Consider the following 25,681-nt stretch of genomic DNA (forward strand, 5'->3'; position numbering starts at 1 on the left):
GGGGAGCGGACCGATCCAGTGATAACTTGCTGACCCGGCCCGGTCAGAAAGGCAGCCAGCGCTGCTTGTGCGAGAACTTCATGTAACCGACGTTGGCGCCAAGGCGCAGGCCGGCGCCGGCCCGAACCGGGATCAGGACGACATCGCCGCGGCGCAGGTAGCTGACGGTGAAGCCGCCGATCAGGTAGGCCTGACCCTCGCCCGCACCGAAGCGGTGATAGAGGTCTTCGGTATCGTAGAGGTTGTAAACCAGGACGAAGGCGTTACCCGCATTGGCTCCGGCATCGAAGCCGATCGAAGGCCCGGTCCAGTAAACGGGCTTTTCGCCTTCCACCTTGTGATAGAGAGTGCCCGAACCGTAGCGTAGGCCGATTGCGATGGCGCCTCCGGCTTCACGCCCGACGATGTAGCCATTGGGCTCTCCCTGCTTGGCCAGCAGGTCCTTGATGACATCGGCAAGGCCCTTGGCGCCCTTGCCGAACACGCCCTCTGCCGCCCCGATCAGGTCGTCCTCGTGATAAGTGGTGGAATTGTCCGCCGCAGTGGTCGCTGGAGCAGCCGGCGCTGCCATCTGGTCGGCATTCCAGTCAGAAACACTGCTGCTCGGCTCCATCGGGGTGCCATTGCCCGCCGCAGCTGCAGAACTGTCCTCGGCAGGCAGCTCACCTGCAGGCGTCTGCGAAAATGACGTGTCTCCACCCGAGAGGTCCCCGTCGATCGCCGCGTCGGGGTCGACGGTCGTCACTTGCGCCATGGCAGGCGCGAGCGGCGAGACGATGGCGAGAAAGGCCGCTGCGAGCGTGATCAGCGATCGTGATGCACGCGCGCCAGCCCGCTTAGGAGCCCTTGTCCGGCTCTTTTCGGTGATTGGCTTGCAGACTGACATGACTTTCCGATCCTCCCTCGCGGTACGGCGGTAGAACTAGCGCCGAAGCGCGGCAACATTGCGACATCGAACAAGAATCCACTGTTGGGGCGCCTGCAATGAACGGGCGATGGACCGAGTCGGTTTTGCGGCAGACCGAATCGACAAGCCCTCGAATCAGCCCCCGCAAACTAATTTCACCTTCGGCGCTCATCCCCCCTTGATGCCCCTCATCCCCCCAGCTATAGGGCCCGCCTGCGCCGCATCCGGAGACGTGGGTGAGTGGCTGAAACCAGTTCCCTGCTAAGGAACCGTACTCTATCAGGGTACCGAGGGTTCGAATCCCTCCGTCTCCGCCACCTTCCATAGATTACTGTGTAAAATCAGTATGATATTGGAAATTCGGCAATTCAGTCCAACATTACGACAACACTTCCCCGCTCATGGACCTGAGTGACCGCGCTCGGGCTTCGACAGCAAGATCAGGGGCCGGTCACCGCTCGCGGTGCGAACACGCGTGGATCGGCCGAAGCAACCCACCGTTGTCCATTACATCCTGAATTCCTGGCACTCCTGCGCCATGAAGATGCAGGATGGCTCCACAGTCTGACGTCAGGGCTTCGGCACACAAGCAAAGGCGGCGCAGACGTAAAGCCTGCGCCGCCCCAAATATCCGGCGATTATGCCATGGCAACGCCAGCCCGGCCCCTCTGAAGGCACCGGGCGCGCGTCTATCAGGCAGCCTGCGGCGGAGCGAACTTGGTCAGGTCGATGCCCTGCACCGCGCTCTTGTACTCGTCCATGTTCGGCGTGCGGCCAAGAATCGTGGAGAGCACCACGAGCGGGGTCGAGGCCAGCAGCGATTCACCCTTCTTCTCGGCAGCGTCTTCCACGACGCGGCCCTGGAACAGGCGGGTCGAGGTCGCGAGGACGGTGTCGCCCTTGGCAGCCTTTTCCTGGTTGCCCATGCACAGGTTGCAGCCCGGACGCTCAAGATACAGGGTGTTCTCGTATTCGGTGCGGGCAGCCTGCTTGGGCGCGACGTCGTCGAACTCGAAACCGGCGTACTTCTTGAGCACGTCCCAGTCGCCTTCGGCCTTCAGCTCGTCGACGATGTTATAGGTCGGCGGAGCGACGACCAGCGGCGCCTTGAACTCGACCTTGCCTTGCGCAGCTTCGATGTTCTTGAGCATCTGCGCCAGGATCTTCATGTCGCCCTTGTGCACCATGCACGAGCCGATGAAGCCCAGGTCCACCTTCTTGGTGCCGCCGTAGTAAGAGACCGGGCGGATGGTGTCGTGGGTGTAGCGCTTGGACACGTCCGGGTTGTTCACGTCCGGGTCGGCGATCATCGGTTCGTCGATCAGGTCGAGATCGACGACGACTTCGGCGAAGTACTTCGCGTTGGAGTCTGGTCCCAGAGCCGGCTTCTCGCCCGAACGGATTTCCGCGATGCGGGCGTCAGCCTTGTCGATCAGGCCCTGCAGGGTCCGGGCGGCGTTGTCCATGCCCTTGTCGATCATGATCTGGATGCGCGACTTGGCGATTTCCAGCGACTCGATCAGGGTCTCGTCCTGCGAGATGCAGATCGAGGCCTTGGCCTTCATTTCGGCCGTCCAGTCGGTGAAAGTGAAGGCCTGGTCGGCCAGCAGCGTGCCGATATGGACTTCGATGACGCGGCCCTGGAAGACGTTCTCGCCTCCGAACTGCGCCAGCATCTGCGCCTGGGTTGCGTGCACCACGTCGCGGAAGTCCATGTAGGGCTGCATCTTGCCCTTGAAAGTCACCTTGACCGACTGCGGGATCGGCATGGTCGCCTCGCCCGTGGCCAGCGCCAGGGCGACGGTGCCCGAGTCCGCACCGAAGGCAACGCCCTTGGACATGCGGGTGTGGCTGTCGCCGCCGATGATGATCGCCCAGTCGTCCACGGTGATGTCGTTCAGCACCTTGTGGATGACGTCGGTCATCGCGTGATAGACGCCCTTGGGGTCACGCGCGGTGATCAAGCCGAAGTTGTTCATGAAGGACATGAGCTTCGGGATGTTCGCCTGCGCCTTCTTGTCCCACACCGATGCGGTGTGGCAGCCCGACTGGTAGGCGCCATCAACAATCGGCGAAATGACGGTGGCCGCCATGGCTTCCAGTTCCTGCGCGGTCATCAGGCCGGTGGTATCCTGCGAACCGACGATGTTCACGCGCACGCGCACGTCGGAACCGGCGTGCAGCACCTTGCCCGGCGTCACGCCCACGGCATTGCGGTTGAAGATCTTCTCGACCGCGGTCAGGCCCTGACCCTCGACGGAGATTTCCTTGTTCGGCGCGAAGACCGGGGTCGCCTCGACGCCCAGCGTCTCGGCCGCGAAAGTCTGGAGCTTCTTGCCGAAGACAATGGCATAGGAGCTGCCCGCCTTCATGAATTCCATCTTCTGCGGCGTGAACGAACTGGCGACGTCGACCAACTCGTTGCCATCTTCGTCGCGCAGGACCTTGTCCTTGACGTCGATCTTGAGGATCGTGCCGGTCTCGACCGAGAACTTCTGTTCCAGGACGGGGTTGCCGTCGTTGTTGAGGATTACCTTGCCGTCTTCATCGACCTTCTTGACCCAGTTCTTCAGGTTGAGGCCGATGCCGCCGGTCACGTCGACGGTGGTCGCGAAGATCGGCGAGATGCCGTTGGTGCCCGCGACGACCGGTGCGTAGTTCACGAAAGGAACGTAGGGGCTGGACTGCTTGCCGGTCCACAGCGCCACGTTGTTCACGCCCGACATGCGCGAGGAGCCCACGCCCATCGTGCCCTTTTCGGCGATCATCATCACGCGTGCGTCGGGGTGCTGCTCCTTGAGCGCAACGATCTGCGCTTGCGCCTCGGGCGAGATCATGCACTGGCCGTGCAGTTCGCGGTCGGAACGCGAGTGGGCCTGATTGCCCGGCGAAAGAAGGTCGGTCGAAATATCGCCTTCGCCGGCGATGAAAGTGACGACCTTGATCTCGTCCTCGACGTCGGGAAGCTTGGTGAAGAACTCGGCCTTGGCGTAGCTTTCCAGAACGTCCCTGGCGATGGCGCTACCGGCCTTGTAGGCATCGGCGAGGCGAGCCATGTCGGCGTCGTAGAGGAAGACCTGGGTCTTGAGCACATCGGCAGCCTGCGCGGCAACCGCAGCATCGTCGCCCAGCGCGATGTCGAGCAGCACCTCGACCGAGGGGCCGCCCTTCATGTGCGAGAGCAGTTCGAGCGCGAAGGCGACCGGGATTTCCGGAACGATGGCTTCGCCCAGTACGATCTGCTTCAGAAACGCCGCCTTGACGGCCGCGGCGCTCGTGGTGCCGGGCAGGGTGTTATAGATGAAGAACTTGAGAGCATCGGCGCGGTGCTCGCTGCCGGCATCCTTGATCAGGACGATAATCTCCTCGATGAGCTTGCCATCATCGATCGGCTTGGGCGCGAGGCCTTGCGTGGCTCTGCTGTCGATTTCGGTCAGATAATCCGAGTAGATGCTCATCGTAATCCCAAGATCTTGAGTGAATGGAGCCAAAAAAGTGCCGCGTGACGGCCTTATTCGGTTGCCCGAAGGCATGCGCGGATCCCGCTACGCCAACCGAAATCAACTGGCAAGGCATCACATTCCGGCAAAACCCCCTGCGGACAAGGATCCGTGAAAGATCCGCAGGATAGATCAGGCCCATGATTTGCCGGATCCGGGATCGAGCACACAGCTCGCGCCGATACTGACGATCTGCGCGACCGGCGAGTGATCCGATTGCGGTTTTCGAATGGATCCGGACTGCGCCCGGCCCGGCACCGTCAGTCCAGATCATCCACCGGGACGCGCATGCGCAGCGAAGTGGAGCCCGGGTGCGATACGATCTCAATCGTGCCGCCGCGTTCACTTAGGCGTTCGCGGATCGAGCGAGGAAAGATCGGCTCGTTGCTCTCGCCGAACCCGTGGCCGTTATCCGTCACCTCGATTTCGATGCCCACCGCACGCATTCGGCACTTGATGGTCACCAGCGACGCTTCTCCGTGGCGCACGCTATTGGCAACAGCTTCGCGCACGATCTGCTGGATTTCCAGCGACAGCCAGACCGGAACCGGCACCCGGTAGTCGGATTCGATGATGTCGACAGTGATCTGCCAGCGCAAGGCCAGTGCGTCCGCAGTCCCTTCGAGATCGTCGATCAGGTTGCGCACCCGGGCATCGGAATTCGTCTCGCGCAACTGCTCGATCAGGCGGCGCACGTGTATGTGCTCGGCCGCCAGGGCGTCCTTGATCGCGTCGATTTCCCCGACGATCTCGGGGTCGGCGCCAGCCTTAGAACGCAAGGCGACAAGCAGGAACTTTGCGCCGACAAGCGACTGCGCAACACTATCGTGAAGGTCGCAGGCAACCGATTTGCGCAGCCTGCTGAGCGCCCGGTCGAGTGCATTGACCGCGCTCACCTGCCAGGCCACGCCCTGCGCCACTTCGGAAGCAATGGCGTGGGCGAGATAGAGGTGCCCCCAACCCAGCATCGGAATGCCGGTGAGGATAAGGCAAGTGGCGCCGTCTTCCCCGTTTGCCGGAATGCACAGCCCCCGCTCCACGCCGAGTTCCTTCAGCAGCTGAAATCCCGGCAGCGCCGAGGCCTTGCAGGCGCTCAGCTGGCCTCGTGCCGATACGATCGCACGATTGCGCGCAAGATCGAACAGCATCGGCTCCAACTGCCGCAGACGATCCGCGGCGCCAAAGCTCAACTTTCTGGGTGCAAGCCGCTGCTCAAGCGCAGAGGGTGTACAAGAGAAGCATCCGAGATTCTCGCGATCGATCCAGCACAGCACCGCATCCGCCGCATCGGCGGCACCCATCGCGTAACTCATCGCCGACGCAGTAATCGGATAGCCCGGCCCCGGAGTCTCGCCTGCGAAACGGGGCAGGTTCGACTTGATCATCTGGCTGCTCACCCAGACGATCACCAGCGACCCGAGCGGGACAAACAGGCCCCAACGCGCCAGGCTCGCCCACGCCACCGTGCCGCGGGGGACTTCGACAATCAGGATATCGCCAATCCAAACGGCATTCAGGAAAGCGGCGATGGCCAGGACCAGACCAAGCCGCCAGCGCAGAACGCTGCTGAACAGGATGTGCGCGATAAGACAAAGCGAGAGCAAGACCCAGGTCAAGCCATCATCCATCGGCGGAACGGTCAGCGCCAGGAAGGCCAGCACGTCGAGGCCGATGAACGCCTCGGACATGATGAAATCGAGATACCAGTCGTTGAAGGCAATGATCAGCGCGAAAAAAGCAAAGACGGCGTAGGTCAGCGCAAACAAGTCGACGTAACCGCCTTGCAAGCCGAACCCGGTCGCCTTGGTGAAGGCAAACAGCACCAGCACGAAGGCGCAGAGCCCACGGCTCACTGCAACGATGTGGTTGGAATGCGCACCGCAGGTCAATTCCGACAGGAAACGCAGCAATTGCGAACCGGCTCCAGATGGCAACTCCGCCTCGGGCTTGAACGGCTCCTCTTGCGCCTTGTCGAAGTCATGGACCACGCCGTTCATTCCGCCACCTTTCGATGGGACAAGCACCTCATGCAGTCGAGGCTCGAGGCGCCACCCGGGGCATGCCGCATCACGAACCGCTGCACTGGAACTTGCAGCAATGGGCCTGGGACCGCGAAAGCCATCCGAACGCTATCTTCCCTTATGTGAGCCTGCGTCTGGAGCAGTGGCTGAGGGGCGTATGCGCCCCGGAGGCTCAACTTTCGCAACCTGAAATACACTCCCCGGACAAGAAGCAGAGACCACAATTACCTGCACCTGCAGGGATCTGTTACTTCTTTGCCTCGATTGACCGAAATTAAGTATCTATCGTTAGTTAGTCAAGTTTCTTAACCGAGGTAGCTGACGCAGTACTTAAGGGCCGATCCTGCCGCATCCCAGCCTGCGGCCGGAGAACCTGTCGCTGGCCTGCCCAACGGCGCCAACGCGGCGCCAGCAGGGTCGCCCCAGCATCGCAAGGGCTATTCGCCGGCGTCTTTCAGGCTGTTTGCCAGCTCGGTCCGATTCGAAATTCCCAGCTTGGTATAGATGTTGTGGAGGTAGACCTTCACCGTCCCCTCAGTCGTACCAAGGCGCGCCGCAACCTCGCGGTTGCGAAGTCCGCGAGCGACATGCTGGGCAACATCCAGCTCCTTGGGAGTAAGGCCCGCCAGGCGGGAGGAAGGACTTGCGGAACTGGCGTGGGCTATCGCCTTGTCGATCAGATCGCCATCCAGGTAGCGCATGCCGTTCATCACTGAATCGATGGCCTTGAGCAGGCAGTGCTCGGCATCGTGCTTGAAGACGATCCCGTTTACCTGCGAACGGATCACCGAAAGCAGCTGTTCGTCGTTCATTTCCACGGTCAGGATGATGACAGGCCGCGTATCGCCTCGCCTGCGCAGCTCGGCAAGCGTAGATACGCCATCTCGGCAAGGCATGCGCACGTCGAGCAGGACGATGTCCGGGTTCTCGCGCTCGATCGCGGCGAGCGTTTCATCCCCGTCGCCCGTCATCGCGACGACATCGTGCCCCCCCATTCGGAGTACGGCCTCGACGCCCAGTCGAAAAAAGGGATGATCGTCGGCAACTAGAATTCGCGACACAGCTTATGTTCCCCACCCGACTGCTGCCTTTCGGCAGCTTGAGGCCCCCAACCCGAAGGTAACGCCCGATCATTACCTATTCGTCGATTTTGCAAGGCCATGCCAACAAGGTCAATAAAATAGCACCCTGCCGCCAGGCACTTTTCGCAATCGATTTAGCGCTCCCTGCCCCGCACCGCAGCCTTAACCAGATAGTATGACTTGCGCAGCGAGCCCGACTGCTCGCTGCATTATCTTGCGTTAGAAGGATTGACTAACGGTCTATATCTTTGGATATTAAACGCGTCTTTCGGTAAAATGACCAATCATGGATAACGGCTCAAGACGCGGAGTTGTCAGATGACAGTGATGGCCAAGATCAATCTGCGCAGCCGGACGGGCTACCTGCACGGACAGCCCACCCGCAAGCTCAGCCTTGAAGGCACCGCCGCCAGCTTCAAGGGCGATCGGGAATCCGTTTCCATCACCAACCTGTCGAAGTCCGGCATGTTGCTGGAAACGTCGGCCCCACTTTCAGTCGGTGAACCGCTGATGGTCCTCTTCCCCGAAGGAGAGACGCGCAACGCCAGCATCGTCTGGGCAGCAGAGACGATCTTTGCCTGCGAATTTGACAAGGCATTGTCGATAGCCACGATCCGCAAGGTCCAGTTGCAGAGCCCGCCCGAACCGCGCAGCGCCGAGGAAACGGCATCTTCAGAGGCGCTTGGCGCCCGCATCAAGCGCCTGCGCCGCGAGCGAGGCTTCGGAGTGGACCACTTCGCCAGCCACATTGGCGTAAGCCGTCCTACTCTGTGGAAGTGGGAAAAGGGCACTGTGTCGCCAAGGCAGAACATGGTCCAGGCGATTGCCAGAGCCCTGGGCGTACCGGAAACGGAATTGCTCTACGGCTCAAAACCGGCCCCTGTCCGGCAGGACAGCCCCGCTGCGACCGCTTTCGAGGCTTCAAGCTCGGTGATCGCCAGCAAGAAAGTCGAAATCGCGAAGCTGATCGGCGTGGATCCCAACCGCGTGCGCATCCTGATCGAGACCTGATCCCGAGGGGAAATCGCAGTCTCTCTGCCGCGAAGAGCGCAAGTAGACGTCTCGTCCGCCCTAGCGGCGAGTGCTGTCCCGTATCACGAGCTTGCCCGGAACCGGGCTCGTATCGATCGCCTCGCCCGAAGACACCCCGATGAAGTTCGACACCAGACGCCTGGCGATGGCCGGCATGTCCTGCTCGACGGTCGTGATCGAGGGATTGGTCAAACGCGTGGCATAGATGCCATCGAACCCGCAGAGCGCCAATTGCCCCGGTACGCTGACCCCGCGCTCATGCAAGGCCCGCAGCGCCCCTATGGCCATGAGATCGCAGGTCGCAAAGATGCCGTCGAGTTGCCGCCCTTCATCGAGCACTTCACGCATGAGGTTCACCCCCTGCTCCAATCGATCGGTAGGCACATCGCAATAGCGCACCGTTTCCTCCATCCCGCGGCGGGTCATGACCGAGCGGTAGCCCTCGACGCGGTCAGCGAACTGGCGCTGGTCGCCCGGCCGGGGCGAGAGACAGGCGATCGCGCGGCATCCGACATCCACGAGATGTTCGACTGCGCCGGCCGCCGCCTCGACATTGGCCGCCGAGATCGCCGATAGCCGCTGCGAGGCGATGCCCCAGCCGACCACCGGCACACCGTCGTCGGCCAAGGCCCGGAACCTGTCCCAGCAGACCTTGTCCCGGCCGCTGCCGATGACGATGTAACCATCGGCCAGGCCGCGCATGACAAGGCCCACGTCTCCCATCTTCTCGCTCATCCACGAAGTAAGGACGGCATAGCCTTCGGCATTGGCAGCAACCGAAATATGGCCTTGCAACGTAGTATAGAAGGGATTGAGCGAGCCGATGCCTTCCTGATCGTCATAAAGCACGACAAGGGCAATCGTGCGCGTCGTGTTGCGTCGCAAGTTGGAGGCGGTCGCATTGGCGATATAGCCCAGCTTGCGAGCCGCTTCCTCGACGCGCACGCGGATGTCCGGCCGGACCGAAGTCTTGCCATTGAGAACGCGCGATACCGTCGACTGCGATACGCCCGCCAGACCTGCAACATCATATGCCGTGACGCGGCCCGAATTCACGCCTTCCCCTCCTGCACGACCCAATCGGAACAGTGAAAGTCCGATCCGACCTTCTATCGGGCCAAGCCCATAGCAGCGCAAGCCCGGTGTAGGAACGGCCCTTGCCACTTCCTGCACCCGACCAGCACATCGCCTGCCCGGCGATGAAAAAAAGGGGCCGCGTTGCCGCGGCCCCTTCTTCCGGATTTCGAATTGTCGAAAGCCTGTCAGTCTTCCTTGAGGAAGGCCGGCATGTGGTTGGGATCGCCACCGCCGTTGTCGTCACGATCGCGGCGCGGGCCACGGTCGCGGCCGCGGCCACCACCGCCTTCGCGACGCGGACCACGGCGATCGCCACCACGGCCGCCGCCTTCACGGTCGCCGCGCGGTTCGCGGGGCGGACGGGTGTCCTCCAGCTCTTCACCGGTTTCCTGGTCGACGACGCGCATCGACAGGCGGACCTTGCCGCGGTTGTCGATCTCGAGGACCTTGACCTTCACTTCCTGGCCTTCCGACACGACGTCGGTCGGCTTCTCCACGCGCTCGTTCTTCATTTCGGAAACGTGGACGAGGCCGTCCTTGCCACCCATGAAGTTCACGAAAGCGCCAAAGTCGACGATGTTGACGACCTTGCCGGTGTAGATCTTGCCGACTTCCGCTTCCTCGACGATGCCGAGGATCCAGTTCTTGGCGGCCTCGATCTGGTCGAGATCCGAGGACGAGATCTTGATCACGCCTTCGTCGTCGATGTCGACCTTGGCGCAGGTTTCGGCGACGATCTCGCGGATGACCTTGCCGCCGGTGCCGATGACGTCGCGGATCTTCGACTTGTCGATCTGGATCGTCTCGATGCGCGGCGCGTGGGCCGACAGCTCGGTGCGGGCCGAGCCGAGAGCCTTGGTCATTTCACCCAGGATGTGCGCGCGGCCGGCCTTCGCCTGCTCCAGCGCCTTGCCCATGATTTCCTTGGTGATGCCGGCGATCTTGATGTCCATCTGCATCGTGGTGATGCCGTTCTCGGTGCCGGCCACCTTGAAGTCCATGTCGCCGAGGTGATCCTCGTCGCCCAGAATGTCCGAAAGGACAGCGAACTCATCGCCTTCCAGGATGAGGCCCATCGCGATACCCGAGACCGGGCGCTCGATCGGAACGCCGGCGTCCATCATCGAGAGACAGCCGCCACAGACGGTCGCCATCGAAGACGAGCCGTTCGACTCGGTCACGTCCGAAAGCACGCGGATGGTGTAGGGGAAGTCCTCCTTGGCGGGCAGGACCGGGTGCAGCGCACGCCACGCCAGCTTGCCGTGGCCGACTTCGCGGCGGCCCGGGGCGCCGAAGCGGCCGACTTCGCCGACCGAATAGGGCGGGAAGTTGTAGTGCAGCATGAACGCCGAGTACGACAGGCCTTCGAGGCCGTCGATCATCTGCTCGGAATCCTTGGTACCCAGGGTGGTGGTGCAGATGGTCTGCGTTTCACCGCGGGTGAACAGGGCCGAACCATGGGTGCGCGGCAGGAAGCCGACCATCGATTCGATCGGGCGGACCTGGTCGAGCTTGCGTCCGTCGATACGCTGGCCGTCCTTGAGGATGGCGCCGCGAACGATTTCGGCTTCGACCTTCTTCATGGTCTTGATCGCGACCATCTGGGTCTGCGGCTCGGCGTCGGCGAAAGCTTCCTTCGCCTTGGCGCGCGCTGCGTTGAGCGCGTTCGAGCGGGCCGACTTGTCGGTCAGCTTGTAGGCGGCGGCAACGTCCTTGCCGACGACTTCCTTGAGCTTCGCCTTGATGTCGGCCGTGTTGTCCGACAGGTCGATTTCCCAAGGCTCCTTGGCGGCCTGTTCGGCGAGGTCGATGATGAGGTTCACGACCTTCTTGCACTCGTCATGCGCGAACATGACGGCGCCGAGCATTTCTTCCTCGTTCAGCTCCTTGGCTTCCGATTCCACCATCATCACGGCATCGCCGGTAGCGGCAACGACGAGGTCGAGGCGGCCATCGGCCAGCGCAGCTTCCTGCTTCGGGTTCAGCGTGTACTGGCCATCGACGAAGCCGACGCGGCAGGCGCCGATCGGACCCATGAAGGGCACGCCCGAAATGGTGAGCGCGGCCGAAGCGGCGATCATCGCAACGACGTCGGGCTCGGTCTCGCCATCATAGCTGAGGACCTGCGCGATGCAGTTGATCTCGTTGTAAAAGCCTTCGGGGAACAGCGGGCGAACCGGGCGGTCGATCAGACGGCTGGTCAGCGTTTCCTTTTCGGTCGCGCCGCGCTCACGCTTGAAGAAGCCGCCCGGGATACGACCGGCGGCGGAGAACTTTTCCTGGTAGTGCACGGTCAGCGGGAAGAAGTCCTGGCCTTCCTTCACCGACTTGGCGGCAGTGACCGCGCAGAGCACAACAGTTTCGCCATAAGTGGCGAGGACCGCGCCGTCGGCCTGACGGGCAATACGGCCGGTTTCCAGAGTGAGGGTCTTTCCGCCCCACTCCATCGATACGGTTTTGACGTCGAACATAGAGTTTTCCTCAACCCACCGGCCCTATTGCCTGGCGGGGTTTACTGCCGGGGATTCCGTCCCGGTCCGGTGCGGGGCCTTTCTCGGCCCCAAGGCCCCTCGCCGAATTGCGAGGATACCCAGAAAGGGTGGCCCAGATGCAAGAAGCGGCCCGCTCAGGGGCCGCCTCCGCGTCAGTCTTACTTGCGCAGACCGAGCTTCTGGATCAGTGCGTTGTACCGCGCGACATCCTTCTTCTTGAGGTAGTCGAGCAGCGAGCGGCGCTTGTTGACCATGGCCAGCAGACCGCGACGCGAATGGTTGTCCTTGTGGTGCGACTTGAAGTGTTCGGTCAGGTTGACGATGCGCTCGGTGAGGATCGCGACCTGAACTTCCGGGCTGCCCGTGTCGCCAGAGGCGCGAGCGTTGTCCGAAATAATTTCCTGCTTCTTCTCAGCGGTAACCGACATTCATTCTACTCCGCGACATCCGAAAGATTGAACCCCCTGACGACGCGGGCTTCACCGCCCGAAAGCTCCATCAACGCGACCGGAACAATTCCTTCTCGCGCCCAATGCAGCCCGTCTTCATGGGGCAGCCCGGTCAGAACGCGGCCCTGTCGGACCGCCCTTGCCTGCTCCGGACCGAGGTCGATGGCCGGGATGTCGTCCAGCCCCACCTCCAGTGGCAAGAGTATCTGTTCAAGAGGGGCGCCCTTACCGATTTCGTTCAATTTGTCCAGCGAAATCGCGTGAGACAGGTCGAACGGGCCGGCCTTGACGCGGCGCAGCATGGTCACCGTGCCGCAGCTACCCAGAGCCCGGGCAATGTCGCGCGCCAGCGACCGGATGTAGGTCCCCTTGGATACGTGGGCCAGAAATGTCGCCTCATTCGCCGCTTCGCCCTCGGGATCGCACAGCGACAGCGCATGGATCGTCACTGCACGGGACTTGAGCGCGACGTCCTGCCCGGCACGGGCAAGGTCATAGGCGCGCTCACCGTCGACCTTCAGCGCCGAATAGGCCGGAGGCACCTGCTCGATCGGGCCGGTGAAGCGCGGCAGCACCGCTGCCACCAGATCGCGCGTGGGCACGACATCGCTGCGCGAGACGACTTCGCCTTCGAGATCGAGCGTCGTGGTCTCCTCACCGAAGCGGACGGTGAAGGCATATGTCTTGCTGGCGTCGAGCATGCGCCCGGTCAGCTTGGTCGCCTCGCCAACGGCGATCGGCAGGATGCCGGTCGCCAGCGGATCGAGGGTGCCGCCGTGGCCGACCTTGACCTTCTTGCCATAGCCTGCCTCGCGCAAGTTACGCTTGACGGCGGCCACGCCCTGGGTCGAGCCGAGCCCATGCGGCTTGTCGAGAATGATCCAGCCGTGCGGCATCACGAAACGGTAACGGGAAGCTTCATTGCGCCTCCCAAGGCCGCCGGCACCGATTTGTCAATCGCGCCGGCCCTTGGAGCTACTTTGCGGGCTTCGCCTTGGGTGCGTCGATCCGGTGCTGTCCCTTGCCACTTTTCTTGGGCGGAGCGTCGACCCGCTCGAACGAGGTGATCTGATAGCGCTGCCCCTTGACGACAACAGCGCCGAACTTGTCGAGCGTGCCGGTCGGACCCGCATCGATGCCGATATGCTCTACATAAGGCAGATCGAAAGCAGGCGACATCAACGTGGCACGATACCATTGCCGGTGACTGTCCCGAAAATAGATCGTCCGGCTGTCGCCCGCGCGCCAGTCATCGACACCGCCGTGGTCGGCAAAGGGAATGGAGGCCTGGCCCTGGTGCTGGGCGGTCGCGGTTGGCGCCGGTTCGGCCATGGCCGGAACCGCGACAAGCAAACCGAGCGGGATGAGCAATGCGGACATCTTCATGGTGACTTCCTTTCGAACTCTCGAACGGTTTCACCCCCTTGCCTTCCCATTTCGGGCCCGGCGCGGGTCACTTCAAGGGCAACGACACTTTGTTACAAGCTCGCGCCGAAGCGGATCAGCCTCCCGCGACAGCTGCGGCCAGGGCATAGTAGTGATCGCTGGCCCAGATCACCGGCGGCAGCACCAGCCGGCGCACAATGCCCCAGTCCGGGAACAGGTAGGGGATCACCAGCAGGACAAGAAACAGCAGCGGCAGTCCGTAGGGGCGCATCCGCGCATAGACCCGCGCCGCATGGCGCGGCAGCGCGCCCTCGACGATGTGCGAACCGTCGAATGGCGGGATCGGCAGCAGGTTGAACAGCGCCAGGAAGACGTTGATCAGGATGAAGTTGTTGAAGTTCATCGCCGCGAACCTCTCGACCGGTCCCAGCTCCGCTCCGGCGAAACGCACCAGCAGGCCCAACATGACTGCGCCCACCGCGGCGAGCACGAGATTGGTTCCCGGCCCTGCCGCAGCCACGGCCATCATTCCCTTGCGCGGATCGCGCAGGCGGTGGTGGTTGACCGGCACCGGCTTGGCCCAACCGAATATCGGCATGCCGGTAAGCGCAAGAAAGCCCGGCAGAACGACCGTGCCGATCGGATCGACGTGGCGGAACGGGTTCAGGCTGAGGCGGCGCTGCTCATAGGCCGTCGGATCGCCCAGCGCCCTCGCGGTCCAGCCATGCGCCACTTCGTGGAACACGATGGCGAAAATGAGGGGGATGATGAGCGCTGCGGCCTGCAGCAGTGTATCGTTCATGCCTACCATCTAGGCACGGAGCGACTGACCCGCAATCTCGGCCGGAAGATATGTCCGGCAGCGCGGGACCTGCGGGCATCACACCGGGTAGCCGAGTTCCTCCAGCGGCAGGTCGCGCAGCGCCATCAGCCGGCGATTACTGTCAGGATAATGCTCGGCGATGCGGCTGCGCAGCCGGGGCGAGAGCTGCGCCGGCCTGCGGTTGATCACGGGAACCTGCCCGAGCAGCCACTTGGCACCGTGCCGCAGGGCCTGCCCTCCCGGCAGGTCGACAATGCGGTCCTTGTTGACCACCGACTGGCGCGTGAACAGGTTGACCGCGCGCATCGCCGTAAGCCCCGCCGCGCCCAGCGAGCGGTTGGAGCGCGATCCTTCCGGCGGCAGCGCCTCGAGCGAGAGGCCAAGGTCACCCTCCAGTCGGGCAATCAGGGCAGAGCGATCCTTGAGCCACTCATAAGGATAGACGTGCACCCGGTCGGCCCCGAAGAGACCGTCGTAGTGCGCCACGAGACGGTCGTACTCGAAATGCTCGAACTGGAAGACCGGGGCCTTCCAGGGACGGGTCAGCGCGCCGCGCACGAAGTTCGCCGTTTCGAAATAGCGCCGCTGCCCCCAGGTTCCGCCGCCCGAGACATATTGTGCATAAGTGGCGCGGCAGATGTCGAACTGGTTGCGGATGAAGATGACGATGCGGGCATCGGGCAGCACCGACTTGACCCGGCGTGCCACTTCGGGGGCGAGGAACCCGTGCAGGCCGCCATTGTGCAGATAGCCGGAGAGGTTTTCCTCGCTCAGCAGCACCGGTCGGTTGCGACCCTTGAGCGCAAGAACCTCGCGCGCGCGATCCGGGCAGAAATGCATCCCGCAAGGCGCAAGGAAAGCCTCCTGGACCGTCTTGCGCGGCAGGAAGTCGTGACTGCTGGCCATCGGGAAGAGCTGCTTTTGCAGCCATGTCGTGGCGGTCTTGTGATAGCCCAGATGGACAATTGCGTTCTGCATGGCGGACCCGTTTTCTGCCGTCGTTGTCGCGGCGGAGTATCGAATGCCCGTGTTGCATGAATTTTTCAGGTCCGTGCGCCCTCTTTTGCAATCGAATGCGGGGGAGCGCCCCGGATATGCGGCAGCGCGAGTGCGCAGCCCGTTATCGCAGCCTCAGGCAGAACCCAGCGCCTCTCCGAAATGCCGGCGGCACAGCGCGACGTAGCGATCGTTGCCGCCGATCTCTGTCTGCGCACCATGGCTGACCGCCGCGCCTTCGGCATCCACGCGCAAGTTCATCGTCGCCTTCCGGCCGCAATGGCAGACTGCCTTGAGCTCGACGAGCGCATCGGCAATGCCCAGCAGCACCGCAGAGCCGGGGAACAACTCGCCCCTGAAATCGGTCCGCAAACCGTAACACAGAACCGGGATGTTCTCGCCATCGGCAAGGCGCGCCAGCTGCCAGACCTGCTCCGCACTGAGGAACTGCGCCTCGTCCACGAGGACGCAGGACAGCGGCCGCGAGCGGTGCAACGCCTGGACGCTTCCATGCAGATCGGTATCTGCAGCGAAGCGATGGGCATCGGCGTGCAGGCCTATGCGGCTCTCGATCGCGCCGGCCCCGCCGCGGTTGTCGATAGCCGCAGTCCAAAGCATCGTGCGCATCCCGCGTTCGATATAGTTGAAGTTCGCCTGCAATAGCGTCGCCGACTTACCGGCATTCATGCTGGCATAGTAGAAGTAGAGCTTGGCCATCGTGACAGTGGATAACACGGTCAATTCGGCCCCGCACGAGGACATCGACAGTTCTCCCCGCTTGAATGAATTCGTTTGAAGTACTCTAAGATGAACGACGCAGGCCGTGGGAGTTCGCAATGAAGAAATTGCTCGCCATGTTCGCTGTCTTCGGGTTGGTCGCACTCGTCGCCGCCTATGTGGCGCTGGCTCCGCTATCGACTTCCGGCCCCGGAGCCGTGCAGACCGCGCTCGCCTTTCTGGACGAAGGTGCAGCGCGCATTTCCGCCATTGCCGGGCGCAGCGAAGCCGTCCTTGCCCTGCTCGGCTTGGGCATGGTGCTTGGGCTCATTGCGGCCCTGGCCGTGGGCAAAAGCTCCGCCCCCCCTCAAGACGAGGACGTAACGCCCGCGCCCGGCCCGGTCTGGCGTCCCGAACCGCATTCGCACGAAGACCGCATCGCCGGTCTGCGTCGGCGGGCAAGCGGCACGACTGCTTCCGAACCGGATTATGAAAGCCCCGTGATCACCGCGCTTGTCGACGAAACGGAGTATGGCCAGTCGGACTATGGCCAGACGGCCGATGCGCAGGCCTGCGAAGCGGCAGAACCGGAAGTCATTGCTGCAGAGCGTCCCCGGCCGGTTATCCTCGTGCGCAAGGCGCGCGAACGCAATCGCGACTGGACCTGGGACCTGAGCTGGCTGGGCGGGTTGCCGCGGCTGGGCTCGGCGCCATGGCCGCGCGATTCTCACGGCACGCCCCTGCCCTTCGCAGCGCAGGTCAATCTTTCCGAGCTGGCCGGGGCCTGCGCTGAAAGCCCATTGCCCCATTCCGGGTCGCTGGCCTTCTTTCTGGGCGAAGGCGCGGTCGTCGCGGTCTCGCCGGGCGAACACGATTTCACCGATCCACCCGCCGACCTGCCGCCCGCCTACGAGGAAGACGGCACGCCGCTGCCGTCAACGCCGACACGGCTCAGCCGCTACCTGTTCCCGTTCTGGCCGGTCGAACCGGTGGCCGAGCCTGGCGACGAGGAGCCGGGCCCATCCACCCTGCAAGAACACGGCATGACTTCGGCGGCGCTGGCCGAGGTCGGCGAGGACAACTTGTGGTGGTACGGCGTCTTCCATCTGACCGACCAGCTGCGTGAGGCACTGGACGGCGCGCAACGCGACTACGATGCCGAACTGTCGCAGGAAGGGAAAGCAAAGGACGCCCTGGCAGCCCTCGAAGCGCGCGGCGACGCGCTTCCTGAGGCGGTCGCCGGGGCGCGTCGGAAGATCCACGATATCGATGCCCGGCTGCGCGAGATCGAGGAGCAGGCAAGCGAGATGCCGGCCATGATCGAGGCGCTGGAGGGGTTCAGTTCAGGCCGCGGCCCCTGGGAACCGATGACCGAGGAAGAACGCGGCCTCGTTACGGAGATCCTTGGAGAAATTCACGCCCGCCACGGCAAGCTGGTCGAAGCGCGCCTGCCGCACGCGCTGGCGCCGCTGCGGGCCCTGTGCATCCGCGCCATGGCGACCGGCGCGCCCAAGGCCTTTGCCGCCCTGCCCGACGACCTGCTGGAGAAGATCGGCAAGGACTTCACGGCCCCGCCGCGCGACCACCACCGGATCTTCACCGACCCAGCTCAAGGCCCGCAGGACGACGACCTGCTGCTGCTGCAGCTGGCCAGCGACGACATGATGGAATGGCGCTGGGACAACCTCGGCCGCTACCAGTTCCGCATCGACCGCAAGGACGCGCTGGGCGGAAACTGGCAGAACGCAAGGCTGATCTTCGAACCGGCGTGAGCCGGCTCGGCGGCGATCAGTCTTCCTGGTCGAGATCGCGCTTCACGCGCGGATCGGACAGGAGCGCGTCGATGCGGCTTGCCTCGTCGAAAGTCTCGTCGGCGCGGAACCGGATCTTGGCCGCGAACTTGAGCTTCAGGCGCTGTGCCACTTCGCGCTGGAAATAGGCCGTGTTGGTCCGCAGCGCCTTGAGCACCGCTTCCTCGTCCATGCCGAGCAGCGGCTTCACATAAACGGTGGCCTGCCGCAGGTCCGGCGTCATGCGCACTTCGGTGACCGACACCGAATGCCCGCTCAAGGTGTCATCGTGCACCTGCTGACGGGTCAGAACTTCACTGATCACATGACGCACCTGTTCGCCCACCTTCAGGAGGCGGACAGAATGCTGTTCGGGGGTAACTTGCTGGCGTGCCATCGTCTGCGTCCATTTGGGTGCCCGGCGGCAATTTGCAACACGTGAGAACGGCCCGCAGCCATCCTCTGGCGGTGTCCCTCATGAGATCGCCTCACAAGGGAAATGGGGCAGCGATTTGCGATCGCCACCCCATCAATCCATCGATCCGACCGGTACCGCACCGCGGCACCGGGGAACGCGCGAAGGGCCTCAGCCGATCGTGCGTTCGCGCTCGCTGACCTCAAAGACTTCGAGGTGGTCGCCCGGCTTGATGTCGTTGGTATCGGCCAGAACCACACCGCACTCGAGACCGGTGCGCACTTCGTCGACGTCGTCCTTGAAGCGACGCAGCGAAGCGATGGTCGTTGCCGAAACGATGACGTCGTTGCGGGTAAGACGGGCATGGAGACCCTTGCGGATGACGCCTTCGACGACCAGCAGACCTGCCGCCTTGTCCTTCTTGCCGGCCGGGAAGACCTGCTTGACCTCGGCGCGACCGACGACCGTTTCGACCTTTTCCGGCCCCCAGATGCCGGCCATCTGCTTGGCGACTTCCTCGGTCAGTTCGTAGATGACGTCGTAGTACATCATCTCGGTCTTGGTCTTCTCGATCTGTTCGCGCGCCTTGGCGTTGGGACGGACGTTGAAGCCGACGATCGGCGCGCCCGAGGCCGAAGCCAGGGTCACGTCGGTCTCGGTAATCGCGCCCACGCCCGAATGCAGGATGCGGACCTTGATCTCGTCGTTCGAGAGGTTGTGAAGCGCGTTGTTGATCGCCTCCACCGAACCCTGGACGTCGGCCTTGATAACCACCGGGTACTCGATGACGTTCTGCTTGGCGGCCAGCGCCGAGAACATCGTGTCGAGGCTCGCCGGCGCCGTTGCCGTGCGCTTGGCGGTCGCCTGCTCCTGACGATAGGACGAGACTTCACGGGCACGCTGCTCGCTCTCGACCACGGTCAGCACATCGCCGGCCATCGGCACGCCGCCGAGACCGAGGACCTCGACCGGCATCGACGGTCCGGCTTCCTTGACCTGGCGACCCTTGTCGTCGTTCATCGCGCGGACACGGCCGCTCTCGGTGCCGACCACGAAGATGTCGCCGCGCTTGAGCGTGCCGCGGTTGACGAGGACGGTCGCGACCGGACCTTTGCCCTTGTCGAGCTTGGCTTCGATGACGGTCGCTTCGGCGGCGCGGTCCGGATTGGACTTGAGCTCCATGAACTCGGCCTGGAGCAGGATCTTCTCGATCAGCTCGTCGAGACCCTTGCCGGTCTTCGCCGAGACTTCGACGTCCTGAACGTCACCCGACATTTGCTCGACGATGATCTCGTGCTCGAGCAGTCGCTCACGCACCTTCTGCGGGTTGGCGTCTTCCTTGTCGCACTTGTTGATCGCCACGATCATCGGAACGCCAGCGGCCTTCGTGTGATTGATGGCCTCGATCGTCTGCGGCATGATCCCGTCATCGGCCGCTACCACCAGGATGACGATGTCGGTGACATTGGCACCGCGCATGCGCATCTGGGTGAAGGCCGCGTGACCCGGCGTGTCGAGCACGGTGAGCTGGGCGCCGTTCTTGGTCTTGATCTGGTAAGCGCCGATGTGCTGCGTGATGCCGCCGGCTTCGCCGCGCACCACGTCCGTGCCGCGCAGGGCGTCGAGCAGGCTGGTCTTGCCGTGGTCGACGTGACCCATGATCGCCACGACCGGAGGACGCGCCTTCAGCGTCTCATCGGCATCGACGTCGCCAGTGGTGTCGATGTCGACATCGCTTTCCGAAACGCGCTCGATGTTGTGGCCGAACTCGGTGACGAGCAGTTCCGCGGTATCCTGGTCGATCGTCTGGTTGACAGTGACCATCATGCCCATGTTGAACAGCGCCTTCACGAGGTCGGCGCCCTTCTCGGCCATGCGGTTGGCGAGTTCCTGAACGGTGATCGCCTCGGGGACGATGACGTCGCGAACCTGCTTCTCACGCTGCTGGCTCTGGCCCGAGAAGTGCGCACGGCGTTCCTTCTCGCGGGCGCGCTTGAGCGCAGCGAGCGAACGTGCACGTGCACCTTCGTCCTCGTTCAGCGCGCGGCTGACGGTCAGCTTGCCGGACTGGCGGCGATGATCGGAAGCCTTGCGGTCGCCGCCACGCGGGGCAGGCGCACCCTTCTTGGCACCGGCCGGCCCCTTGCTGGCTCCGCCGCCGGCAGTACCGCCACCCGATGCGCCGCCTTCCGGCTTGCGGGCCGCAGGCTCGGGACGCTTGACCGGGGTGAAGCGACGCGGTGCGGGCGCCGGGGCAGCAGATTCCTTGGCCTTGGGCGCGGGATCAGCAGCAGCCTTGGGGGCTTCCTGCGCGGCTTCCGCAGCCTGCTCGGGCTCCTTGGCCTGCTCAGGTTCGGCAGCCGATTCGGCCTTGGCTTCGGGCTGCGGCTCAGGAGCGGCCTTGGCCTCTTCCTGTTCGGCTTCCTTGGCCTTGGCGGCTTCTTCCTCGGCGCGGCGATTATCTTCGGCGCGGCGCTTTTCTTCCTCGATGGCGCGCAGCTTTTCTTCCTGCTCGCGGCGATTGGCTTCCTCCAGCGCGGTGAGTCGGGCTTCCTCGGCCTCGCGCAGCAGGCGCGCCTGCATCTCCTGACGGGTCTCACCCGCAGGGGCAGCCGGCTTCTTGGGCGCGGGGGCCGGAGCCGGCGCAGGCTTCTGGGGCACGGCCTTGGCTTCGGGCGCCGGAGCTTCCTCGGGCTTGGTTTCCACGACGTCGCCCGCCCCCGGCTTGCCGAGGATCTTGCGGCGCTTGACCTCGACCACCACCTTGTTGGTGCGGCCGTGGCTGAAGGTCTGCTTGACCTCACCCGCTTCCACCGAGCGCTTAAGCCCAAGCGGCTTGCGGCCCAGGGTCGGTTTGTTGTCGGTCTCGCTCATATCTCTCGTCGTGCCCTTCAATCTCAATTCGTCGTGACGGGTGCGGCGCCAGCCTGCCCGTTATCTTCATCCATACCGGCCGCGTGCCCTTCGGACGTGGCCTGCCCCTGGAAATGCAGGAGGCGCTGCAGCAGCGATGCGACTCGATTGGCCGCGCCGCGATCGGTCAGCGCCAGGTGAACGACGTTGTCGCGGCCCAATGCCACAGACAGTGTCTCCCGGTCCAGTGGCAAGCGCGTCCCTTGCAGGCCGCTTCCCTCCGCCTCGCTACCGACCCTCCAGGCCTGGTCGAGCTTTCGCGAGCCGTCCTGGCTCGCATCGGCGGAATGACCAAGCCACTCGACCCGGCCCTCACGCGCGTTTTGCGCAATGCGGTCCGAGCCCATGAGCAGCTTGCCCGATTTCAGTTCGAGGCCCAGCCTTTCGGTCAGCGCGCGAATCAGCGCCTGCTCGATCCGATCTGCCAGGTCGTCGGGAACGGACAGTGGCGCACCCTTGAAGGCGCGAGCCAGCGCTCCCTTAAGTTTGCCCTTCGCGACCGCTTTTTCAAGGGCCTCGCGCGACACGCCGATCCACGCGCCGCGCCCGGGGGCACGCGCGTGGACGTCCGGAAGGACGAGGCCGTCGGGCGAGATCGCAAGGCGCAGGAGTTCGTCCCGCGCAGCCGTCCCACCGGAAAGGATGCAGGTCCTTTCCGGGCTGGCACTATCGATGTCGGAGCTTACGCGCTCATTGCGAGGATTCCGCATCGGCGGCCTCCTCGGTTTCAGGCGCTTCGTCCGCCGGTTCGTCGTCGAACCAGTGGGCGCGAGCGGCCATGATGATTTCGTTGCCCTGCTCTTCGGTCAGGCCGTACTCGCCGAGTACGCCGCCCTTGTCCTCTTCGCGGGCGCGGCGGTTGACCGAGCCGTCGCGGCGACGCTGCTCGGAACGCTTCTTGGCGATGAGCTCGTCGGTAGCAAGGTCGGCAACGTCGTCGAGCGTCTTGATCCCGCCCTTGCCGAGCGTGACCAGCATCGCTTCGGTGAGGTGCGGCAGCTCGGCCACGGCATCCTCGACGCCCAGCGCGCGGCGTTCCTCGCGGGCAGCCTCCTCGCGGCGCTCGAGCGCTTCATGGGCGCGGCTCTGGAGCTCTTCGGCGAGTTCCTCGTCGAAGCCCTCGATCGCGGCCAGTTCGGCCATGTCGATGTAAGCGACTTCCTCCAGTTCGGTGAAGCCTTCGGCCACCAGCAGCTGCGAGAGGGTCTCGTCGACGTCGAGCTCTTCCTCGAACATCTTGGAGCGCTCGGTGAATTCCTTCTGGCGCTTCTCCGAAGCCTCGGCCTCGGTCATGATGTCGATCTGCGAACCGGTAAGCTGCGAAGCGAGACGCACGTTCTGGCCGCGGCGACCGATCGCCAGCGAAAGCTGGTCATCGGGCACGACGACTTCGATGCGGCTTTCTTCCTCGTCGATGACGACGCGGCTGACGGTCGCGGGCTGGAGCGCGTTGACGACGAAAGTCGCGGTGTCCTCGCTCCAGGGAATGATGTCGATCTTCTCGCCCTGCAGTTCCTGCACGACGGCCTGGACGCGGCTGCCCTTCATGCCGACGCAGGCACCGACGGGATCGATCGAGTGGTCGTGGCTGATCACGCCGATCTTGGCGCGCGAGCCCGGGTCGCGGGCGGCGGCCTTGATCTCGATGATGCCGTCGTAGATCTCGGGCACTTCCTGCGCGAAGAGCTTCTTCATGAACTCGGGGTGCGCGCGGGACAGGAAGATCTGCGGACCGCGGTTCTGGCGCTCGACACGCAGGACCAGCGCACGCACGCGCTCGCCGACGCGGGCCGCTTCGCGCGGGATCTGCTGGTCGCGGCGGATAACGCCTTCGGCGCGGCCGAGGTTGACGATCACGTGGCCGAATTCGACCGACTTGATCACGCCGGTGATGACTTCACCCGCACGATCCTTGAATTCCTCGTACTGGCGGTCGCGTTCGGCATCGCGGACCTTCTGGAAGATCACCTGCTTGGCCGACTGCGCATCGATGCGGCCGAGATCGACCGGCGGCAGCGGATCGACGATGAAGTCACCGATCTTGGCGTCCTTCTGCAGCTTTTCGGCCTGCTTGAGATCGACCTGCTTGAAATAGTCTTCGACGTGCTCGACCACTTCGACGACGCGCCACAGGCGCAGGTCGCCGGTACGCGGATCGAGCTTCGCACGGATGTCGTTCTCCGCACCGTAACGGTTGCGGGCCGACTTCTGGATGGCTTCTTCCATCGCCTCGATGACGATCGACTTGTCGATCATCTTCTCCGATGCGACGGAGTTCGCGATCGCAAGCAGCTCGGCGCGGTTGGCGGAAATCGCACTGGCCATGGCTTAGTCTTCCTGTTCCTCGAGAATCTCGTCGGCGCCGCTCGTATCCAGCGGGCGGGTTGCAGCAATCAGCTTGTCGGTAAGGACCAGCCGCGCGGAATGAACGTCGGAAAGCGGGAAAGTCACCCGGCCCGATTTCCTATCTTCGAACTCGACCGTTTCACCGTCGAGGCCGACAAGCTCGCCATTCAGCGTCTTGCGATTGCCCTCGATGGGAGCGGTCAGATTGATCCGCGCCTCGTGGCCGGCCCAGTTTACGTAATCCTTGGGACGCGTGAGCGGACGATCGATACCCGGCGAGCTGACTTCGAGGCGGTAGGCCTCGTCGATCAGGACTTCGCCCGCCTCTTCAAGAGCGTCCATGCGGTCGGAGATGCGATGCGAAAGCTTCACACAGTCGTCGAGGACGAGCTGCCCGCTCTTCGGGTTCTCGGCCATGATCTGCAGCGCATGCTCATCGTCGCCGACTTCCGAACGGCCGAAGAGCTTCACGCGCACGAGATCGAATCCCAAGGCTTTGACCTCAGGTTCGATGACTTCGACGAGGCGCGCGATATCGACCAAACGAAACTCCACGTTAAATCACTGGCTTCCCGGCAGCACTGGCATGCAACGCGGTTCCGCGCCGGCCCCTTCCGGCGCCAGCCCGAACCTTGTTTCACCAATGTCGGGATGAGGCGCAAATAAGCGCATTCCCCTCAAAACGCAAGGCCCGATGAAGGCGGCGGCAATCGGGCCGCATACCGGCGAAACCCGAAGCGCGACCTGCCGTACCGGACGCTGACCACTCCGGTAACGACAGGCCGCTACTCCCCCATGCAGCTCTTGCCCGGACATTCCCTGCCCTTCCGGCGCGCGATTCGCGTCGGACGAAGGGAGGACGTCCGCTAAGGTCTGGACCTGCCTGTACGGCCGGTCATAAGCCCCGCCCGGCGCATGCTGAGAGCCATGCGTCCGGCAATGACGAGGTGATCGAAAAAGTCGACTTCAACGACCCGCGCGATAGCGCCAAGCCGGCGTGTGGCCGCAATGTCCGCCGCACTTGGACTGGGATCGCCGGATGGATGATTGTGAACGAGGACCAGCCCGGAAGCATCGACATCGAATATCTGCTTGAGCAGCGGCCGGTAACGCCCGCTTACCGAGGCCCTCGCGCCTTCGCTACCCGACAGGCTGGACAGGAGTATTCCGCGGCCATCGAACAGGAGGGCGACCACCACTTCATGGCGCAGCCCGCCGATCTGGCTCACCAGCGATTCGAGGATCCTGCCTGATAGGGGCCGGACGACGCTGACCCCCGGGACCAGTTCTGCCATGAGGGATCGGCTCCATGTCGCTTCAGCCTGACAATGTGCAGGATCGTCCCCACCAGCAGCGCCGCCAGCGCTAAGAATGTAGGAGAGCCGCGCATCAGCGCGTAGACGAACGGCGGCACGCCGATGTCCGCCCACCGTGCGAAGTGCGCGCTCACACTGAGAAGTTGTAGGGACGCTGCCCATATCGGCCAGATTCTCCGGGCTTGAACAGCAAGTGTTCCAAAACCCGCCAGCCCGACGAAATCCGTCACAAGGGCCGCCGGGTCGACACTGACGAAATGGCTGGGAACGAAAACGATGGCGATCCGCTGGATCACGGCCATCGCGACGATCACCAGGGCCCCGTAACGCTCCGGCGCTCCGCCCTTCCATACCGCCAGGAGGAGCGAGAGGGGCAGCAACAGGAAGAATGCCAGTTGTTCACCTTCCAAATCTGCCCC

General features: G+C 63.6%; 21 protein-coding genes and 1 tRNA gene. 3 read left to right on the plus strand and 19 right to left on the minus strand.

Translation table 11 applies throughout. The features are described from left to right. Nucleotides 1-43: 43 nt before the first annotated feature. Complete coding sequence (locus JI59_RS05975; protein WP_007013695.1) at nucleotides 44-886, minus strand: DUF1134 domain-containing protein; 843 nt, start codon at nucleotides 884-886, stop codon at nucleotides 44-46. Between the two features lie 247 nt (nucleotides 887-1,133). Between JI59_RS05975 and JI59_RS05980 the strand changes: the two genes are divergently transcribed. After that, nucleotides 1,134-1,224 (plus strand) — tRNA-Ser (locus tag JI59_RS05980). 375 nt (nucleotides 1,225-1,599) lie between these two features. Here JI59_RS05980 and JI59_RS05985 read toward each other — a convergent pair. The 3 genes from JI59_RS05985 to JI59_RS05995 all read right to left on the minus strand — a co-directional run bounded on the left by JI59_RS05985 (nucleotide 1,600) and on the right by JI59_RS05995 (nucleotide 7,489). Beyond that, nucleotides 1,600-4,365: a bifunctional aconitate hydratase 2/2-methylisocitrate dehydratase gene (locus JI59_RS05985; protein ID WP_007013694.1), complete on the minus strand. Its 2,766-nt coding sequence runs from the start codon at nucleotides 4,363-4,365 to the stop codon at nucleotides 1,600-1,602. Nucleotides 4,366-4,667: 302 nt separating this feature from the next. Further along, the gene (locus tag JI59_RS05990; protein ID WP_007013692.1) at nucleotides 4,668-6,404 is read right to left on the minus strand and encodes a sensor histidine kinase; all 1,737 of its coding nucleotides are present in this window, start codon (nucleotides 6,402-6,404) and stop codon (nucleotides 4,668-4,670) included. 461 nt (nucleotides 6,405-6,865) lie between these two features. Then, nucleotides 6,866-7,489 (minus strand): response regulator transcription factor, encoded by a 624-nt coding sequence (locus tag JI59_RS05995; RefSeq protein WP_007013690.1) that lies wholly within the window; start codon nucleotides 7,487-7,489, stop codon nucleotides 6,866-6,868. Nucleotides 7,490-7,828: 339 nt separating this feature from the next. Here JI59_RS05995 and JI59_RS06000 point away from each other — a divergent pair, with 339 nt between their 5' ends. Continuing rightward, complete coding sequence (locus JI59_RS06000; protein WP_238532561.1) at nucleotides 7,829-8,521, plus strand: helix-turn-helix domain-containing protein; 693 nt, start codon at nucleotides 7,829-7,831, stop codon at nucleotides 8,519-8,521. A 60-nt stretch (nucleotides 8,522-8,581) separates the two neighbouring features. On the opposite strand, the gene JI59_RS06005 is transcribed toward JI59_RS06000, so the two are convergent. The 8 genes from JI59_RS06005 to JI59_RS06040 all read right to left on the minus strand — a co-directional run bounded on the left by JI59_RS06005 (nucleotide 8,582) and on the right by JI59_RS06040 (nucleotide 16,482). Next, nucleotides 8,582-9,598, minus strand: coding sequence for a LacI family DNA-binding transcriptional regulator (locus tag JI59_RS06005; protein WP_238532560.1), 1,017 nt, complete (start codon nucleotides 9,596-9,598; stop codon nucleotides 8,582-8,584). A gap of 206 nt (nucleotides 9,599-9,804) precedes the next feature. Further along, nucleotides 9,805-12,090, minus strand: coding sequence for a polyribonucleotide nucleotidyltransferase (gene pnp, locus JI59_RS06010; RefSeq protein ID WP_007013687.1), 2,286 nt, complete (start codon nucleotides 12,088-12,090; stop codon nucleotides 9,805-9,807). 179 nt (nucleotides 12,091-12,269) lie between these two features. Further along, a complete protein-coding gene (gene rpsO / locus JI59_RS06015; RefSeq protein WP_007013686.1) occupies nucleotides 12,270-12,539 on the minus strand; it encodes a 30S ribosomal protein S15 in 270 nt (89 codons plus the stop codon). Between the two features lie 5 nt (nucleotides 12,540-12,544). Continuing rightward, entirely contained in the window at nucleotides 12,545-13,456 is a 912-nt protein-coding gene (gene truB / locus JI59_RS06020) for a tRNA pseudouridine(55) synthase TruB (protein ID WP_038575640.1), read from the minus strand. 79 nt (nucleotides 13,457-13,535) lie between these two features. Beyond that, on the minus strand, nucleotides 13,536-13,946 hold the full coding sequence (locus tag JI59_RS06025; protein WP_007013684.1) for a DUF6491 family protein: 411 nt from the start codon (nucleotides 13,944-13,946) through the stop codon (nucleotides 13,536-13,538). Between the two features lie 115 nt (nucleotides 13,947-14,061). Continuing rightward, a complete protein-coding gene (locus tag JI59_RS06030; RefSeq protein ID WP_013832446.1) occupies nucleotides 14,062-14,748 on the minus strand; it encodes a site-2 protease family protein in 687 nt (228 codons plus the stop codon). A 78-nt stretch (nucleotides 14,749-14,826) separates the two neighbouring features. Beyond that, entirely contained in the window at nucleotides 14,827-15,747 is a 921-nt protein-coding gene (locus tag JI59_RS06035; protein WP_007013682.1) for a hypothetical protein, read from the minus strand. Between the two features lie 153 nt (nucleotides 15,748-15,900). Then, nucleotides 15,901-16,482: a thymidine kinase gene (locus JI59_RS06040; RefSeq protein ID WP_007013681.1), complete on the minus strand. Its 582-nt coding sequence runs from the start codon at nucleotides 16,480-16,482 to the stop codon at nucleotides 15,901-15,903. Nucleotides 16,483-16,601: 119 nt separating this feature from the next. Here JI59_RS06040 and JI59_RS06045 point away from each other — a divergent pair, with 119 nt between their 5' ends. Then, nucleotides 16,602-18,254: a DUF1963 domain-containing protein gene (locus JI59_RS06045; protein ID WP_007013680.1), complete on the plus strand. Its 1,653-nt coding sequence runs from the start codon at nucleotides 16,602-16,604 to the stop codon at nucleotides 18,252-18,254. Between the two features lie 16 nt (nucleotides 18,255-18,270). On the opposite strand, the gene rbfA is transcribed toward JI59_RS06045, so the two are convergent. The 7 genes from rbfA to JI59_RS06080 all read right to left on the minus strand — a co-directional run bounded on the left by rbfA (nucleotide 18,271) and on the right by JI59_RS06080 (nucleotide 25,672). After that, nucleotides 18,271-18,669, minus strand: a complete 399-nt coding sequence (gene rbfA, locus JI59_RS06050) for a 30S ribosome-binding factor RbfA (RefSeq protein ID WP_013832442.1) — start codon at nucleotides 18,667-18,669, stop codon at nucleotides 18,271-18,273. A 189-nt stretch (nucleotides 18,670-18,858) separates the two neighbouring features. Continuing rightward, entirely contained in the window at nucleotides 18,859-21,561 is a 2,703-nt protein-coding gene (gene infB / locus JI59_RS06055) for a translation initiation factor IF-2 (RefSeq protein ID WP_007013678.1), read from the minus strand. A 23-nt stretch (nucleotides 21,562-21,584) separates the two neighbouring features. Further along, nucleotides 21,585-22,310, minus strand: a complete 726-nt coding sequence (locus JI59_RS06060) for a DUF448 domain-containing protein (protein ID WP_007013677.1) — start codon at nucleotides 22,308-22,310, stop codon at nucleotides 21,585-21,587. Further along, entirely contained in the window at nucleotides 22,291-23,925 is a 1,635-nt protein-coding gene (gene nusA, locus JI59_RS06065) for a transcription termination factor NusA (protein ID WP_007013676.1), read from the minus strand. The genes JI59_RS06060 and nusA overlap by 20 nt, the downstream gene beginning before the upstream one ends. Nucleotides 23,926-23,928: 3 nt before the next feature. Further along, complete coding sequence (gene rimP, locus JI59_RS06070) at nucleotides 23,929-24,489, minus strand: ribosome maturation protein RimP (protein WP_007013675.1); 561 nt, start codon at nucleotides 24,487-24,489, stop codon at nucleotides 23,929-23,931. Between the two features lie 323 nt (nucleotides 24,490-24,812). Further along, entirely contained in the window at nucleotides 24,813-25,175 is a 363-nt protein-coding gene (locus JI59_RS06075) for a JAB domain-containing protein (protein WP_007013674.1), read from the minus strand. Further along, a complete protein-coding gene (locus JI59_RS06080) occupies nucleotides 25,172-25,672 on the minus strand; it encodes a hypothetical protein (protein WP_007013673.1) in 501 nt (166 codons plus the stop codon). The genes JI59_RS06075 and JI59_RS06080 overlap by 4 nt, the downstream gene beginning before the upstream one ends. Between the last annotated feature and the right edge of the window lie 9 nt (nucleotides 25,673-25,681).

The organism is Novosphingobium pentaromativorans US6-1 (assembly GCF_000767465.1).
Classification (GTDB): domain Bacteria; phylum Pseudomonadota; class Alphaproteobacteria; order Sphingomonadales; family Sphingomonadaceae; genus Novosphingobium; species Novosphingobium pentaromativorans.